Origin of the sequence: Parablautia sp. Marseille-Q6255, from assembly GCF_951230155.1 — a bacterium.
GTDB lineage: Bacteria > Bacillota > Clostridia > Lachnospirales > Lachnospiraceae > Choladousia.
On sequence record NZ_CATNVD010000005.1, the window covers coordinates 49,046 to 65,414 of the forward strand.

At 51.6% G+C, this 16,369-nt stretch carries 16 protein-coding genes; 12 read left to right on the top strand and 4 right to left on the bottom strand.

The window, feature by feature from the left end:
- Positions 1-4 precede the first annotated feature (4 nt).
- The 8 genes from QOX44_RS04820 (at position 5) to QOX44_RS04855 (ending at position 7,741) form a co-directional block, all read left to right on the top strand.
- Entirely contained in the window at positions 5-862 is an 858-nt protein-coding gene (locus QOX44_RS04820) for a DUF5685 family protein (protein ID WP_283681707.1), read from the top strand.
- A gap of 78 nt (positions 863-940) precedes the next feature.
- Positions 941-1,603: a J domain-containing protein gene (locus QOX44_RS04825; RefSeq protein WP_283681709.1), complete on the top strand. Its 663-nt coding sequence runs from the start codon at positions 941-943 to the stop codon at positions 1,601-1,603.
- Between the two features lie 67 nt (positions 1,604-1,670).
- Positions 1,671-2,951: an O-acetylhomoserine aminocarboxypropyltransferase/cysteine synthase family protein gene (locus QOX44_RS04830; protein WP_283681710.1), complete on the top strand. Its 1,281-nt coding sequence runs from the start codon at positions 1,671-1,673 to the stop codon at positions 2,949-2,951.
- A 154-nt stretch (positions 2,952-3,105) separates the two neighbouring features.
- Positions 3,106-3,708 (top strand): GNAT family N-acetyltransferase, encoded by a 603-nt coding sequence (locus QOX44_RS04835; protein WP_283681712.1) that lies wholly within the window; start codon positions 3,106-3,108, stop codon positions 3,706-3,708.
- Between the two features lie 20 nt (positions 3,709-3,728).
- Positions 3,729-4,781 (top strand): metallophosphoesterase family protein, encoded by a 1,053-nt coding sequence (locus QOX44_RS04840; RefSeq protein WP_283681713.1) that lies wholly within the window; start codon positions 3,729-3,731, stop codon positions 4,779-4,781.
- A gap of 32 nt (positions 4,782-4,813) precedes the next feature.
- Positions 4,814-6,313, top strand: coding sequence for an ATP-binding protein (locus QOX44_RS04845; protein WP_283681715.1), 1,500 nt, complete (start codon positions 4,814-4,816; stop codon positions 6,311-6,313).
- 47 nt (positions 6,314-6,360) lie between these two features.
- Positions 6,361-6,885 (top strand): histidine phosphatase family protein, encoded by a 525-nt coding sequence (locus QOX44_RS04850; protein WP_283681717.1) that lies wholly within the window; start codon positions 6,361-6,363, stop codon positions 6,883-6,885.
- Positions 6,886-6,904: 19 nt separating this feature from the next.
- Complete coding sequence (locus QOX44_RS04855) at positions 6,905-7,741, top strand: deoxyribonuclease IV (RefSeq protein WP_283681718.1); 837 nt, start codon at positions 6,905-6,907, stop codon at positions 7,739-7,741.
- A gap of 77 nt (positions 7,742-7,818) precedes the next feature.
- Here QOX44_RS04855 and QOX44_RS04860 read toward each other — a convergent pair whose 3' ends face one another.
- The 4 genes from QOX44_RS04860 to murC form a co-directional block, all read right to left on the bottom strand.
- On the bottom strand, positions 7,819-9,000 hold the full coding sequence (locus QOX44_RS04860) for a ribose-phosphate pyrophosphokinase (protein WP_283681719.1): 1,182 nt from the start codon (positions 8,998-9,000) through the stop codon (positions 7,819-7,821).
- An 89-nt stretch (positions 9,001-9,089) separates the two neighbouring features.
- Positions 9,090-10,088, bottom strand: a complete 999-nt coding sequence (locus QOX44_RS04865) for an ATP-binding protein (RefSeq protein ID WP_283681721.1) — start codon at positions 10,086-10,088, stop codon at positions 9,090-9,092.
- Positions 10,089-10,101: 13 nt separating this feature from the next.
- Entirely contained in the window at positions 10,102-11,184 is a 1,083-nt protein-coding gene (locus QOX44_RS04870) for a DnaD domain protein (RefSeq protein ID WP_283681723.1), read from the bottom strand.
- A gap of 292 nt (positions 11,185-11,476) precedes the next feature.
- A complete protein-coding gene (gene murC, locus QOX44_RS04875; protein WP_283681724.1) occupies positions 11,477-12,853 on the bottom strand; it encodes a UDP-N-acetylmuramate--L-alanine ligase in 1,377 nt (458 codons plus the stop codon).
- 350 nt (positions 12,854-13,203) lie between these two features.
- Between murC and QOX44_RS04880 the strand changes: the two genes are divergently transcribed.
- From QOX44_RS04880 to QOX44_RS04895, 4 genes are all read left to right on the top strand, one after another.
- Positions 13,204-14,478: a glucose-1-phosphate adenylyltransferase gene (locus QOX44_RS04880; protein ID WP_283681725.1), complete on the top strand. Its 1,275-nt coding sequence runs from the start codon at positions 13,204-13,206 to the stop codon at positions 14,476-14,478.
- A complete protein-coding gene (gene glgD, locus QOX44_RS04885) occupies positions 14,475-15,593 on the top strand; it encodes a glucose-1-phosphate adenylyltransferase subunit GlgD (protein ID WP_283681727.1) in 1,119 nt (372 codons plus the stop codon). Before QOX44_RS04880 ends, glgD begins: the two co-directional genes overlap by 4 nt.
- 50 nt (positions 15,594-15,643) lie before the next feature.
- Positions 15,644-15,934 carry a septation regulator SpoVG gene (gene spoVG, locus QOX44_RS04890; RefSeq protein ID WP_283681729.1) on the top strand — a complete coding sequence of 97 codons (291 nt, stop codon included), beginning with the start codon at positions 15,644-15,646 and terminating at the stop codon, positions 15,932-15,934.
- A 171-nt stretch (positions 15,935-16,105) separates the two neighbouring features.
- The gene (locus QOX44_RS04895) at positions 16,106-16,369 is read left to right on the top strand and encodes an HPr family phosphocarrier protein (protein WP_176850670.1); all 264 of its coding nucleotides are present in this window, start codon (positions 16,106-16,108) and stop codon (positions 16,367-16,369) included.

Consider the following 16,369-nt stretch of genomic DNA (forward strand, 5'->3'; position numbering starts at 1 on the left):
AGAGATGTTTGGATATATTTATGTAAATGAGCAGGAACTGAAATTGAGAGAATATACGGCATACCGCAGTTTTTACTGCGGATTATGCCGTAATTTGCATCACAGGTATGGACGTACGGCTCAGATGATGTTAAACTATGACCTGACGTTCCTCGCGCTTTTGATGACCGGGCTGTATGAGCCGGATACGCACAAGGAAGCGCACCGGTGTGTGGTACATCCTTTGAGGAAGCATCCGACCGTGGAGAATGAGGCGGTAGACTATGCGGCAGATATGTGCGTCCTGCTGTCTTACCAGAAGCTGCGCGATGACTGGGAGGATGAGCATAAGCAGACACGCCGCGCGGCAGCCGCGCTGCTTCGGTCTGCTTATACGAAGGTAGCGCAGAAGTATCCGCGGCAGACGCAGGCGATCGAGAAAAATATCCGCCTCCTCCATGAGGCAGAGCGCAGAGACTGTCGTGATATAGATTACGTTGCAGGGCTTACCGGGCACTTTCTGGCGGAGCTGTTTATATGGAAGGATGACGTCTGGAAAGAGGATCTGGGGAAAATGGGCTTCTATATGGGAAAGTTCATTTATCTGATGGACGCGCTGGAGGATGTCGAGCGCGACAGAAAGCATGAAAATTATAATCTGTTTTCCAGAGACGGAGCAATCTGGGGCACGCCGAGGGAACAGGAGATCCGTATGATGCTCACAGATATGATGATAGAAGCATCGCGCGCTTTTGAGCGGCTTCCAGTGCTCGAGAATGCAGAGATCCTCAGAAATATCCTGTATTCCGGCGTGTGGTGCAAATATGCGGCGCTGAAGGATCTGGCAGAGTCAAAAAACGGGGAAAAGAAAAATAAGAATTAATAAAGAGAAAAAGAGGACCGGCCATGGAAAAGGACAGGTCGGGTAAATGCTGCAGAGGATGCAGCATCGGAGGAAATTATGAAAAATCCGTATACGGTGCTGGGAGTACCGGAAAATGCTTCTGAGGAAGAAATAAAGAAGGCATATCGGGCGCTCAGCAGAAAGTATCATCCGGATGCCAATATCAATAATCCAAATAAGGCACAGGCAGAGGAAAAGTTTAAAGAGATACAGCAGGCATACCAGCAGATCATGCGTGAACGGGAGGGCGGCGCAGGCTATCAGAGCGGCGGTTATCAGGGCGGTTTCGGCGGCTTTGGAGGCTTTGGCGGCAATGCCGGGCAGAGCAGCTCATGGTCAGAGGAGGATGTGCGGATGCAGGCGGCGGAAAACTATATCAGAAGCCGTCATTTTACAGAGGCGCTGCACGTGCTTTCTGAACTGCAGACGAGAAACGCACGCTGGTATTACCTCAGCGCGATGGCAAATTCCGGACAGGGAAATAATGTGCTCGCTAAAGAGCATGCGCAGAAAGCGGCGGCGATGGAGCCGGACAATATGGTGTACCGTCAGCTTTTGCAGCAGATTGAAAACGGCGGTCAGTGGTATCAGTCCATGGGCGACATGTACGGAAGCCCGATCGGCGGACAGGGAGACTGGTGCATGAGGCTGTGTCTTCTGAACGCATTTTGCAGCTGCTGCTGCGGAGGACGGATGATGCCGCTGTATTGCTGCTGTTGACGTCCGGGATACAGCCCGTGAGACAGGGGCTGCTGAGACAGGGTTTTTGTGAAGAGGAGGAAGTGACATGAGCAACTACGAGATCGAGACAAAATGTATCCAGTCCGGCTGGAAGCCAAAGACAGGAGAGCCGCGGATGCTGCCGATCTATCAGAGCACGACATTTAAATATGATACCACAGAGCAGATGGGAAAGCTCTTTGATCTGGAGGCGGACGGATATTTTTATACAAGACTGCAAAATCCGACCAATGATGCGGTGGCAGCCAAGATCGCCGATCTGGAGGGCGGAGTGGCAGCCATCCTGACCTCATCCGGACAGGCGGCAAACTTTTACGCAGTGTTTAATATCTGTGAGGCAGGCGGTCATGTGATCTGTGCATCCGCCATTTACGGAGGCACGTTCAATCTGCTTGGCGTGACGCTTGGAAAGCTCGGGATCGAGTGCACCTTTGTGGATGTGGACGCCGATGAGGAAACGCTGTCGAAGGCATTTCGTCCCAATACGAAGGCAGTGATCGCCGAGAGCATCTCCAATCCGGCGCTTGTCGTTCTTGATATAGAAAAGATGGCAAGGGTTGCCCATGCGCATGGAGTTCCGCTGATCGTAGACAATACCTTCGCGACTCCGGTTAATTGCCGTCCGATCGAGTGGGGAGCAGATATCGTGGTGCACTCTACGACAAAATATATGGACGGACATGCGATGCAGGTCGGAGGCGCGATCGTAGACAGCGGGAATTTTGACTGGGAGGCACATGCAGACAGATTTCCGGGGCTGACGACGCCGGACGAGTCGTATCACGGTATTACTTATACGAAAAAGTTCGGTAAAGCGGCTTACATCACAAAGGCTACCTCACAGCTGATGCGTGATCTGGGAGCCGTCCCGTCTCCGATGAACTGCTTTTTGCTCAATGTCGGGCTGGAGACGCTTCCGCTGCGTGTGGAGCGCCACTGCTACAATGCGCAGAAGGTGGCAGAATATTTGCAGGCGCACGAAAAAGTGGCGAAGGTCAACTATGCGGGACTTCCCGGAGATAAATACCATGAGCTTGCGAAAAAGTATATGCCAAACGGCACGTGCGGAGTGATCTCCTTTGAGCTCAAAGGCGGCAGAGAGCCGGCCGTACGTTTTATGGATTCTCTGAAGATGGCGTCGATCGTGACGCACGTGGCAGATGCAAAGACGTGTGTGCTGCATCCGGCGAGCCATACGCACCGTCAGATGACGGATGAGCAGCTGGTGCAGGCAGGTATTTCACCCGGACTGATCCGTCTGTCTGTCGGTATCGAGAATATAAAGGATATTATCGCTGATCTGGAGCAGGCGCTTTTACAGGCGTGATGCGACCGGAGCAGCTGTGAAGCATCAGGCAGGATACATTCCCGTAAAAAGGAAGGCGTCCTGCCTTTTTGCACGAATAAAAAGGTTGATTTTATCTGCTGATTTTACTATAGTTGTTCTGGTAGGAGAAGATGCGGAGGGAGGAAATGACAAAATGATATTGTACACGGAAAGACTGATACTTCGTCCGTGGTCGGAGAATGATGCAAAAAGTCTGTTTGAATACGCAAAAGATCCGGAGGTAGGTCCTGTTGCCGGATGGCTGCCGCACAAAAGTACGCAGGAGAGCCTGGAGGTGATCCGGCATGTCCTAAACGGCGCAGAGTGCTATGCAATCTGTGAAAAAGGCAGCAGCACAGCGATCGGAGCGATCGAGCTGCGCTTAAATGGCGCTACGGACATGACAAAGCGGGATGACGAATGCGAGCTGGGCTACTGGATCGGGAAACCATTCTGGGGCAGAGGATACGTACCGGAAGCAGCAAAAGAGGTGCTGCGCCGCGGCTTTGAAGAGCTCGGGATGACTACGATCTGGTGCGGGTACTATGATGGGAATGAGAAATCAAAAAGAGTACAGGAAAAGCTGGGATTTGTATATCATCACACCTGTACGGAGGTGCCCGTTCCGTGCATGAATGAAATAAGGACAGGACATACGAATTATATGACAAAAGAGCAGTGGAAAAGGAACGGCTGCGGCAATCAGGGAATCGTACACGAGGTCAAAAATACAGCTGCGGAACACAGGGCTAAATAATAAGAATGAGGAGGGATGCTATGCGGTTTATGCATATTGCGGACGTACATCTTGGGGCAGCGCCGGATCACGGATTTCTGTGGGCAAAGGACCGGGGACGTGAGATATGGGAGAGCTTTCGCCGCTGTATTGCGGATGCAAATGAAAAAAAGGTGGATCTGCTGCTGATCGCGGGCGATCTGTTCCACAGGCAGCCGGAGCTTTCGCAGCTGCGGGAGGTCAATTACCTGTTTTCTACGCTGGAGCGGACGGTAGTCGTGCTGATCGCGGGGAATCATGACTATCTGAAGCCGTCGTCACCGTATCTGAAATTCCCCTGGAACGAGAATGTGATCTGCCTGTTTGCTCCGCAGTGTGAGCGCGTGCGTCTGCCGGAGCTGCGGACAGAGATATACGGCTTTAGCTATCACAGTCAGGAGATCAGAGAACCTGTATATGATTCTCTGGAAGCGGAACCGAATGATTATTTCAAGATCCTGCTGGCACACGGAGGAGACGCAGAGCATGTCCCGATCAGCAAAGCGCGGCTGCAGGACGCGGGCTTTGATTATATTGCGCTCGGACATATCCACAAGCCTCAGATGGTGATTCAGAATCTTGCCATGTATGCAGGCGCGCTGGAGCCTGTCGACTGCAATGACACAGGAGCGCACGGCTATATTATCGGAGATGTGCAGCGCAGGAGGGTGAAGCTTTCTTTTGTTGAGGTGTGCTGCCGGGAATACCGCCATGAGACGGTGGAGGTGACCGAGAACGATACGGTGTATTCGATCCGTGAAAAGGTTGCGCAGACGGTACACGCAGGCGGTACGCAGCACATGTACCGGATCACGCTTATAGGAGAGCGGGATCCCAGGCTTCGGCCGGATATCCGGGAATATATGAAGTGCGGACGTATTTTTGAGGTGGTGGATACAACCGTGCCCGCCTTTCATCTCGAAGAGCTGGCGGAGAGGTACCGGGGACAGCTGATCGGGAAATATATCGAGAGCTTTGGTGACGGACAAAGGAGCATAGTAGAGGAGAAGGCGCTGCGCTATGGTCTGGAGGCGCTGCTCTATCCGAAACAGTAGCGCTCAGAGAATCTGGAAAGAAAGAGGACAGCATGGAAATACTGGAACTTTGGCTGAAACGCTATGGAAAATTTGAAAATCATAAAATTGCGCTAAAGCCGGGGATGAATATTATATATGGCGGAAATGAGACAGGAAAAACGACGATCCATTCGTTTATCCGCGCGATGTTTTTCGGTCTGGGGCGCGCCAGAGGAAGAGCGGCGAGGATGGATGAATATCAGCTGCGGCAGCCCTGGGACGCACCGGGCGTTTTTCTGGGAAGCATGAGGATAGAAAAGGACGGGGAGATCTATCGCATTGACCGCTGCTTTGACCGCAGCGCGCAGCCGCTTACCGTCACCTGTGAGACGCAGCTGCGAAGCGCAGCGCAGCCGGAGCGGGCGATGGAGGAGCTGCTTGGCGGCATCAGTGAGCAGGCGTTTGTCAATACGGTGTTTATCCCTCAGGCACAGGCACAGACGGATGACGCGCTCGCAGAGGAGCTGCGCAGATTTATGGTAAACAGTGAGGGAACGATGGATGCGCAGCTGGATGTGGCACAGGCGCTGCAGACACTTCGCAAAAAGAAGAAACAGCTGGAACAGAAAAAAAAGAAAGAGGAGGAGCAGCTGGAGGCGCAGATCGAGAAGAAGCTGGCAAAGGCAGAGGCGATCCGCACCGAGCTGGAGCTTTTAAAGCGGCAAAAGGACGTACATCGCGGACCGGCGGACAACCGGGCGGATCAGTCTGTGGAGGATGAGGCACAGCCTGTTGCACGGTGGAGATGGATCATCATCAGTCTTTTGCTCCTGGCTGGTATACTGGCTGTGGCCGGGGCAATTTTTTTGACAGATCTGAAGCTGCGTCTGTTCCTTGGCGTGGCAGGAGCTGTTTTTCTGATTCTGATCGCGCCGGCATACAGGCTGCTTCAGGAGCCGGACGAGACTGCGGGCAATACCGGGGGGCGGCAGGAAAAAGCCGCAGGACAGCGGGAGGAAGCGCGCAGGAGGGCTTCACAGGATTATCTGATCGAAGAGATCAGCGTGCGTGAGGAAACGTATGCACGGCTGCAGGATGAACTGGAGACGCTGTATCAGAGGCATGTCGGTCCGGCAGGCACGGATACGGAGCTGGCGGCAGTCACGATGGCGATGGACCGGATCTGTGAGCTGTCCTCGGGCATCTATGCAAGATCAGGCGGCAGACTGAATGAGAGAGCCTCAGAGATCCTCTGTGAGCTGACAGGAGGGGCATACAGCCGCGTGATACTGGATGAGACAATGGAGGTACGGATCTACACGCCTGAACGCGTGCTGGGGCTGCGGCAGGTGAGCGGAGGGACGATGCAGCAGATTTATTTTGCGCTGCGTATGGCCGCCGGAGAGCTGCTGTGCGCCGGTCTGCAGCCTCCGGTCGTACTGGATGAAACGTTTGCGATGTATGATGATACACGGCTTGAGGCGGCGCTTCGCTGGCTCAAAAAGAGCGGGCGGCAGGTCATTTTGTTTACGTGTCAGAAACGTGAGCGGGAAATACTGGCGAGGCTGTAAGGTTTCAGGAAAAGCGGTGAAATTGGAAGACCAGATAAGGAGTGGAAATGGCAGTTTTCTATTTTATCAGACATGGGAAAACCGATTATTCGGAGCGGAACGAAAAGGTGTATCAGGGATTTGGCGTTCAGTTGGCTCCGTTAAGCGAACAGGGAATTGAGGAGATCCGAAGTACAGCAAAAGACGAGCGGCTGCGGGGTGTAAGTATAATCTTATCCTCTCCGTATACAAGAGCGGCACAGACGGCGGCGATCCTTTCGAAAGAGCTTCAGGCAGATATTATGATAGAAACAGATCTGCACGAATGGCTGGCGAATAAAGCTTATATTTATGAGGATGAACAGAGTACTGAGAAAAATTATCTCGAGTTTGTGAAAAATAACGGCGTATACCCTGCGGGGGAAAATTTGGATTGGGAGGATATGAGCGCAATGCGAAGCAGAGTTTTTCCGATCCTTGAGAAATATAAACATTATCCGAAGGTGGCTGTCGCATGTCATGGTCTGCTGATCCGCGCAGTCTGTGGAGGCAGTCTTGTGAAAAACGGTGAAATAGTCACATTTGAATATTAAAAGAACAGGAGCGGGAACTATGTTAAAGATAGGATGTCATCTATCCTCTTCAAAGGGATTTTTGCATATGGGAAAGGAAGCTGTATCGATCGGAGCAACGACGTTTCAGTTTTTTACGCGCAATCCGCGCGGAAGCAAAGCGAAGGCGCTGGATGAGAAAGATATTGAGGCGTACCTTGCCTATGCGAAGGAGCATGGGATCGGGACGATCGTGGCGCATGCTCCGTATACGCTGAATGCGTGCTCTGCGGATGCGAAGGTGCGTGAGTTTGCAAAAGAGGCAATGGCGGATGATTTAAGAAGGATGGAATATCTGCCGGGCAATGTTTACAATTTCCATCCTGGAAGTCATGTGGGCCAGGGAGTAGAAAAAGGGATCGAGCTGATCGCAGAGCTGTTAAATGAGATCCTTACGCCGCAGCTGCACACAACGGTGCTGCTGGAGACAATGGCGGGAAAGGGAAGCGAGGTCGGGAGCAGATTTGAAGAGCTGGCGCAGATCCTCTCGCTTGTAGAGTGCAAAGAGAAGATGGGCGTCTGCCTCGATACGTGTCACGTATATGACGCAGGCTATGACATCAGGGAGGATCTGGACGGAGTGCTTGCAGAATTTGACCGTGTGATCGGTCTGGAGCGTCTGAAGGCGATCCATGTCAATGACACAAAGAATCCGTTTTGCAGCCATAAGGACCGACATGAAAAGATCGGCGAGGGCTTCCTTGGAACACAGGCGCTGCACCGGGTCGTACATCATCCTCTTTTAAAGAATCTGCCATTTTGCCTGGAGACGCCGAATGAGCTGCCGGGCTACGCGGCGGAGATCCGTCTGCTGCGGGAGGAGAAGCAGTTATCATAAAACCGGTATTCACAAAAAAATACTTACTTCGGGAGAAATGCTGCCGAAGTAAGTATTTTTTATATCAGAATCCGTTTTTATGCGTTTCTGTGCTTTTCCAAAAACTTTGTGATACGGTCGGTCGGATTGAGCAGCTCGCTGATCGAGCCGTCGTGGTTGAGCGTGTCGATGATGAGCGCGATGAACTTGCTCATATCACAGCCGGTATAGTACGGTTTTTTAAGAAGTTCCGGCGACTGGTAGACGAGGTTTGTCGTCAGGATAGAGTGGAAGAGCCCCTGCTCGTACGCACGGTCGAATTTCTCCAGTCCGTTGGTGAACAGACCGAAGGTAGAGCAGATAAAGATCCTGCCGGCATTGCGCTTCTTGAGCTCTGTTGCTACGTCGATCATACTGTCGCCGGAGGAGATCATATCGTCGATGATCACGACATCCTTGCCGTTTATATCAGCGCCGAGGAACTCATGGGCAACGATCGGATTGCGGCCGTTTACGATGTGTGCATAGTCACGTCTCTTGTAGAACATACCCATGTCAACGCCGAGGATGTTTGCCATATAGATCGCGCGGCTTGCGGCGCCCTCGTCCGGGCTGATGATCATCAGATGTCTGGCGTCCGTCTGGATGTCCGGCGCTGCGCGGTAAAGTCCCTTGATAAACTGATACGTCGGTGTGACGGTCTCGAAGCCGTGAAGCGGTATCGCGTTCTGAACACGCGGGTCGTGCGCGTCAAAGGTGATGATATTGTCCACGCCCATTTTTACGAGCTCCTGCAGTGCAAGTGCACAGTCCAGAGATTCGCGCCCGGAGCGCTTATGCTGCCGGCTCTCATACAGGAACGGCATGATGACATTGATGCGGCGCGCTTTTCCGCCGACTGCCGCGATCACACGCTTGAGATCCTGAAAATGGTCATCCGGGGACATGTGGTTTGTTTTTCCGAAGATCGGATAGGTCAGGCTGTAATTGCAGACATCCACGAGGAGATAGAGGTCAGCGCCGCGGACGGAATCATTAATGATCCCCTTGGCCTCTCCGGAACCAAAACGCGGGATCTTCGCGTCGATCAGATAGGACGGCTGCGCGTAGGAACGCAGAAGAGGGCTGTCCCTGTGCTCATGCTCCCGTTCGCCTCTCCACTGTACGATGTAGTTGTTGATCTTCTGTCCGAGCGTCTCGCAGCTTTTTAATGCGATAATGCCAAGCTCCCCGACCGGGATCGTTTCAAGGTTTCGTTCATTTGCAGACTGGAAATCCATACTTTATCCTCCTGTTGCTGTTATACAGCCGTGAAATAGTGTAAAGATATTTTACTGCCTACCCGATTTTACCACAAAAAACAAAGAGATCAAGACCGGATAGCAGATATTTTTTTCTGAATGCGGATATCGTCACCGATCAGCTTCAGCATCGTGTAGCTGCTGGAGATCCGCGAGAAGATACGTTCCGAATACGTGTCCGCGAACGTAGCGAGCGCGAGGTTCGTGGATATCAGAGTGCTTTTTCGCCGCAGGATCCGTTCATTCAGCACATGGAAGAGCTGAGACGAGACAAAGGAGTTTACGAGCTCTGTCCCGAGGTCGTCGATGATCAGAAGGTCGCATTCAAAGATATGCTGCTCCAGATCATCCGGATCAGAGGCGCTGCTGCGCCCAAAGGTCGAGTTGGCAAAAAGCTCAAAAAGGCGGAACGACGAAAAATAGATGACAGAATGTGCGCTCTCCAAAAGCTCTTTGGCGATACAGTGGGACAAAAAAGTCTTTCCCAGTCCTGTGTCGCCGTAAAGAAAGAGATTCTCGAATTTATCGTCAAACTCCCGGACGAAGCGGCGGCATTCTTCGTATGTGCGCAGCGCGGTTGCGGAAGCGCTCTGCCCGGTCACCGGATCGGTGATCTTTTCCGAATAATAGTCCAGTGAAAATGCGCCAAAATGCTCTGTTTTTAAGGCCTCGCGCAGATTTGACTGCGTATAGAGCAGATCGATCGCCGCCTGCAGGAAGCAGTGGCATTTTTTTGTGCCGATGTATCCGGTATCCTGACAGTCCGGACAGCGGTAACGCGGCGACAGATAGTCGGCGGGATAGCCGTGTCTGGTCAGGATCTCCTCTCTTTTGCGGGAGCATTTGCCGATCCGGGTGCGCAGCTCATCTACGGAGGACGGCTCATCATCCAGCAGCTTCCGTGCGCAGGCGGTACTCATGGAGGCGATCTGCGCATCAATCTCGGAAAATTCCGGGAATTTTGAATAGATCTCCTCTGTGCGGCGCATCTGGTCTGCATGATCCTCCGCCTGCTGCTGCTGGTAGCCGCGCATGATCGTATTATATTGTGAGTTGGTCAGTCCCATAGCAGTACCTCACTTAATTATTAAGAAGCTGTTTTTCAAGCTGATTATAGTCGTATTCTCTCTGAGAGAAATTGTTGAAGCGGTTTGCGGCAGGCCTGGATGGTCTGGGGGCAGGAGTGGAAGCAGAGGATTTTTTCTGTTCCGCGCGGTGGCGTCTGTCAAGCTGCTCGACGTCGGAAAGGGAGCGCACGCCGCCTTCCTTCCACTGCTCCAGGATCCTGTCAGCATACTGAAAATTGGGCTGGTGCGTCTGCCGGATGGTACGTCTGCACGCTTCCAGTACGATATCAGCAGAAAACCCAAATTCCTGGAACCATCTGGACATCAGCTCCTGTTCCGGCGCGGCAGGTCCGCGGCCCCGGATCCCGAAGGTATTGAGCACGGCAAAGAAGTTTTTGTTGTATGTATTTGTCTCTTCTTTTGCCTGAAGAACGGTGGAGATACCGGCCTCTGCCCACGCAAGCGCGACCGTGCGCATATAATGGCGGTTCGCGCTTCCCTTTGAGACGCAGTATTCGATCAGATATTCGATCAGGTCGGCAGAAAACTGCAGATCATCATAATAATAGATAAAATCGCTCTGCTCTGCTGAGGTAAGCGGGCGCTGCAGGTATTGCTCTGCGACATAAAAAAGCTGACGGATCTCCTTTTGTTCCTGTGCCGTGGCAATGCGTTCGCGGGTCGGCGAAGGAGCAGCTGCGGCTGTCTCTGCCTTTTGCTCCTGCTTTTTGGCGCCTGTCATGCTGCCCATGCTGCCGGACGGCTCCTGCGTGGCAGCCGGAGCGGTAGAAAGCGTCTGCGGGCTGTGCTGTGCAGGCGGGATCAGAAAGGTGATGCCGGAAAGACCGCTGCCGGCGCCGGAGAGGGAAAGCAGCCCCTGCTTTTCCCAGTATAGCAGTGCGCGGTGGATATCTTTTTCTGTACAGTCAAAGACGTCGGCAATGGAAGAGAGCGAGAGCTCCCGTCCAGAGTCCGCACAGCGCAGCAGATACAGGTATACTTTTACAAATTCGCCGTTTGCGCGAGGCATGTACTGGTCAATAAAAAAATTGTGGATGACGGTCATCCCCTCCGGTGTTCCGGTATATATTTTCATCAGATCTACTCCCACTTATCCGAATATTTTTGCGTAAGATTTCTCAGGTATTCAGTATAGCATATCCGGGGCAAAATGAGAACAGGAGATTTTTTCACACAGGTACACAGCATTAATATACACAGGGGTGTGGATAATGTGGATAAAAAGTTGACAAGGCGTGTGCCGTTCTGCAAAAATTGTAGGAAAAACGCGGTTTTTCAGGAAAAATTATGTAAACGGGGTTGTCCACAAAAAAATCCACATGCAAACACACAAAATGTGTGAATAAACATGTGGATAATGTGGATAACTATTGTCCAAGCAGATTTTCGCCTATTTTTACTACATCCCCGGCCCCCATAGTTATCAACAGGTCTCCGGGGATACAATTTTCGAGCAGAAAGTTCTCGATTTCGTCAAATGTGGAAAAATACCATGCCTGCGTGCCGCGCGCAGCGACCTTTTCGCGCAGATCCTCTGAGCTGACTCCGAGGGTGTCTGTCTCGCGCGCTGCATAAATGTCAGCGAGTACGACCCTGTCGGCCAGGCACAGCGCATCGGCAAACTCATCGAGCAATGCCTTTGTGCGCGTATAGGTATGCGGCTGGAATACACACCAGACGTGTTTGCACGGGTATTTTTTTGCGGCATGGAGCGTTGCGCGGATCTCCGTCGGGTGATGCGCATAATCGTCTATGATCGTCACGCCGCCGAGCTCGCCTTTTTTCTGAAAACGGCGGTCGGTTCCTGTGAAGGCGAGAATGCCCTCCGCCATGACGTCGGCGGGGATGCCAAGGAGCGCACCGGAAACGAGCGCAGCCGCAGCGTTTGCCACGTTATGCTTGCCGGGGACGCGCAGCGTAAAATGTCCCAGCGTATTTCCGTCGTGCGTGAGCGAAAAGCTGCCGCAGCCCATATCATCGTAGGAAAGGTCTGTGATCTGATAGTCCCCGCATCCGATGCCGAAGGTCACTGTACGGCACGCAAGGTCTTTTGTCAGCTCTTCGATCCGGGGGATCTGAGCGTTTATGACAAGAAAGCCATCCGAAGCGATCTTCTGTGCGAACAGGCGGAAGGAATGGCGGATATCCTCCAGATCCTTAAAAAAGTCGAGGTGGTCTGCGTCAATATTCAGGATGATGCCAAGCGTGGGCGAAAGCTCAAGAAAGCTGTTTGTGTATTCGCAGGCCTCGGTCAGGAAGTATTCTGATTTTCCCATGCGCACATTGCCCCCAATCGCAGGCAGGATGCCGCCGACAGAGATCGTCGGATCAAGCTGTGCGTGCATCAGGATATGTGAGAGCATGGAGGTTGTCGTTGTCTTGCCATGCGTCCCGGCTACGGCAATGGATGATTCGTAGTTGTTCATCAGCTCCCCGAGAAGCTGCGCGCGGGAAAGCATGGGGACAGATTTTTTCTGTGCCGCCTGAAACTCCGGGTTGTCCGGATGGATAGCCGCGGTGTATACAGCCACGTCAATATCGTCTGTGATATTGTCTGCGCTCTGCGGGTAGGCGATCGATGCGCCAAGCTCTGTAAGCCACTGTGTCAGAGGCGTCCTGCGCGCATCCGAGCCGCTTACCGTAAATCCGCGTTTGAGCAAAACAGCGGCAAGACCACTCATGCTGATCCCGCCGATCCCGATAAAGTGGATATGTACCGGTTTATCGTAGTTTATCTGATACATAGAAAAAACTCCTTCAAATTTATTTTATATCTGCATACAGTATACTATTATCAGGATAAAATTCCAAGGATTTTCTCCCGGGATCTGCGATCTGGCGCGCCGGGGAGAGCGGATGGAAGCTTTGGCGTCAGTCGTTGTAGTGAAAAAAGTCGAAAAATGGTGAAAATAAACAAAAAAGTAAATGCGATATCAGGCAAAAATACAGGAAAAATAGAGGGTAAAATTTTGTCGAAACATAAAATAAGTTAAATATCATAAAAAGAAAGAAAAAATATTGCAAAAAAATGTTCACTATTGCCAAAAGTTGTGCTATAATACAACTCAAATAAAAAACAGCAAGAGGTGATAACATGGTGAAGAAAGAAATGATAGCCATGCTGCTGGCAGGCGGTCAGGGAAGCCGCCTGGGGGTTCTGACCTCAAAAGTGGCAAAGCCGGCAGTCGCTTTCGGCGGAAAGTACCGGATCATTGATTTTCCTTTAAGTAATTGTATCAATTCCGGTATCGATACCGTAGGTGTCCTGACGCAGTATCAGCCGCTTCGGCTCAATACCCATATCGGCATCGGCATCCCGTGGGATCTTGACAGAAATGTTGGCGGTGTGACCGTCCTCCCGCCGTATGAGAAGGTCGGAAAGGCAGAGTGGTATACAGGAACGGCAAATGCCATATACCAGAATCTGGCATATATGGAATCATTCAATCCCGAATACGTCCTGATTTTATCAGGTGATCATATTTACAAGATGGATTATGAGGTAATGCTTGACTATCACAAGGCGCATAAAGCGGACGTCAGCATTGCCGTGATGCCTGTCCCGCAGGAGGAGGCGAGCAGGTTTGGCATTGTGGTGACAAATGAAAACGGCAGGATCCTGGAGTTCCAGGAAAAGCCGGAGCACCCAAAGAGCAATCTTGCCTCTATGGGGATCTACATATTCTCCTGGAAGGTTTTAAAGGAGGCGCTCCTTACGCTGAAGGATCAGCGGAACTGTGATTTTGGCAAGCATGTGATCCCGTACTGCCATGAAAAGGGGCAGACGCTGGTCGCATATGAGTACAATGGTTACTGGAAGGACGTCGGCACGCTCGGCTCCTACTGGGAAGCAAATATGGAGCTTATTGACATTATCCCGGAGTTTAATCTTTACGAGGAATTCTGGAAGATCTATACGAAAAATGATATTCTCCCGCCTCAGTATGTGGCGGAAGATTCCGTAGTAGAGCGCTGTCTTGTGGGAGACGGCTCGGAGATCTACGGGGAAGTATACAATTCTGTGATCGGCTGCGGCGTTGTGATAGAAAAGGGCGCAGTCGTGCGGGATTCGATCCTCATGCAGAATGTGGTGATCCGGGAGGGAGCAGTCGTAGAGCGCGGCATCATAGCGGAAAACAGCGTGATCGGCGCGCGTACGCAGCTTGGCATCGGAGAGGAGCGCCCGAACCGCGTGAAGCCTTCCGTCTATGCGTTCGGTCTGGCAGTCGTCGGGGAGGATACGGTGATCCCGCCGGATGTACGGATCGGAAAAAATACGGCAGTGACCGGAAAGACACTTCCGGAGGATTATCCGGATGGAGTTCTGGAGAGCGGCGAGACTTTAGATAAGGCAGGTGACGTGCAATGAGAGCAGTAGGTATGATCCTGGCTGGAGGCAACAGCTACAGGATGAAGGAACTATCAAATAAAAGAGCGATCGCGGCGATGCCGATCGCAGGCAGCTTTCGCGGCATTGACTTTGCGCTCAGCAGCATGTCAAATTCAAATATTCAAAAAGTGGCTGTGCTGACTCAGTACAATTCGAGATCCTTAAATGAGCATTTAAGCTCTTCCAAGTGGTGGGACTTCGGAAGAAAGCAGGGAGGTCTGTTCGTATTTCCGCCGATGGTCACCTCTGACAATGACTTCTGGTACAGAGGTACGGCAGATGCGATCCACCAGAATCTGGATTTTCTGCGCCAGTGCCATGAGCCGTACGTCGTGATCGCTTCCGGTGACGGTGTGTACAAGCTGGACTACGCAAAGGTGCTGGAATACCACATCGCCAGGAAAGCAGACATCACCGTCGTGTGCAAGGATCTTCCGAGCACGGAGGACGCGACGCGCTTCGGACTTATCCGCATGAACGAGGAGAGCCGCATCGTCCAGTTTGATGAGAAGCCGATGGCGGCATCGTCTCATACGGTGTCCTGCGGGATCTATGTGATCCGCAGACGGCAGCTGATCGAGCTGATCGAAAAATCCATCGAAGAGGGAAGGCATGATTTCGTAAAGGATGTGCTGATCCGGTACAAGGACGTAAAACGGATCTTTGGCTATAAGATCAAAGATTACTGGAGCAATATCGCGTCGGTGGAATCCTATTACCAGACCAATATGGACTTTCTCAAAAAGGAGGTCAGAGATTACTTTTTCCGGCAGTATCCGGATGTCCATTCCAAGGTGGATGACAATCCTCCGGCAAAATACAATCCGGGCAGCAAGGTTAAAAACAGTCTGATCGCCAACGGTTCTATCATCAACGGCTATGTGGAAAATTCTGTGATCTTCAAAAAAGTCTTTGTCGGTGACGGCTGTGTGATCAAAAATTCCATCGTGCTGGATGATGTGTATCTTGGCGACAACGTTTACCTTGAAAACTGTATCGTGGAGAGCCGCGATACGCTCCGTGCAAACTCCCGGTATGTGGGGGAGGACGGGATCAGGATCGTCATCGAATCAAACGAGCGCTACGTGCTGTAGGCAGCTGCGCATAAAAGATAAAAAACACGGAAAACTATGGGGGAAGAATTATGCAGATAACGGATGTAAGGATAAGAAAAGTAGCGAAGGACGGAAAAATGAAAGCAGTAGTGTCTATTACCTTTGATGAAGAATTTGTGGTTCACGATATCAAAGTGATCGAAGGTGAGAAGGGACTGTTCATTGCGATGCCGAGCAGGAAGGCATCGGACGGAGAATATCGCGATATTGCACATCCCATCAATTCTGCGACGAGGGAGCGCATTGCGCAGAGCATTCTTGATGCATATGAGAGCCTTGCGCGGGAGCCGGAAGAGGAGACCGCCAAAGAGGCAATATGACCGTGCGCTGCGGCCGGTATGTCAGGAGATGGTAATGATTGTTTCGATTGTTTGTAAATAAATTGTAAATACCTATTCCATTTATGGCCGATTTAGGGTAGAATAAGGACGATCATATGCGTCTTTATGACAGCTAAGGACACAAACAGGATAAATAAGGAGGAGTACAACATGGTATCACAGAAAGTAACAGTCACAAACCCGTCAGGAATTCATGCAAGACCGGCGTCCAATCTCTGCAAGGTGGCAGGTTCCTGCAGATGCGACGTTTTTCTTGTAGTCGGAGATAAGAAGGTTCAGGCAAAGAGTGTTCTCAACCTTATGGCAGCAGCGATCAAGACAGGCACAGAGGTCGTAGTCGAGTGCGACGGCGAGGGCGAGGAAGAAGCTCTTAAGAAGGTAGTAGAAGCGATCGAAAGTGGACTGGGAGAATAA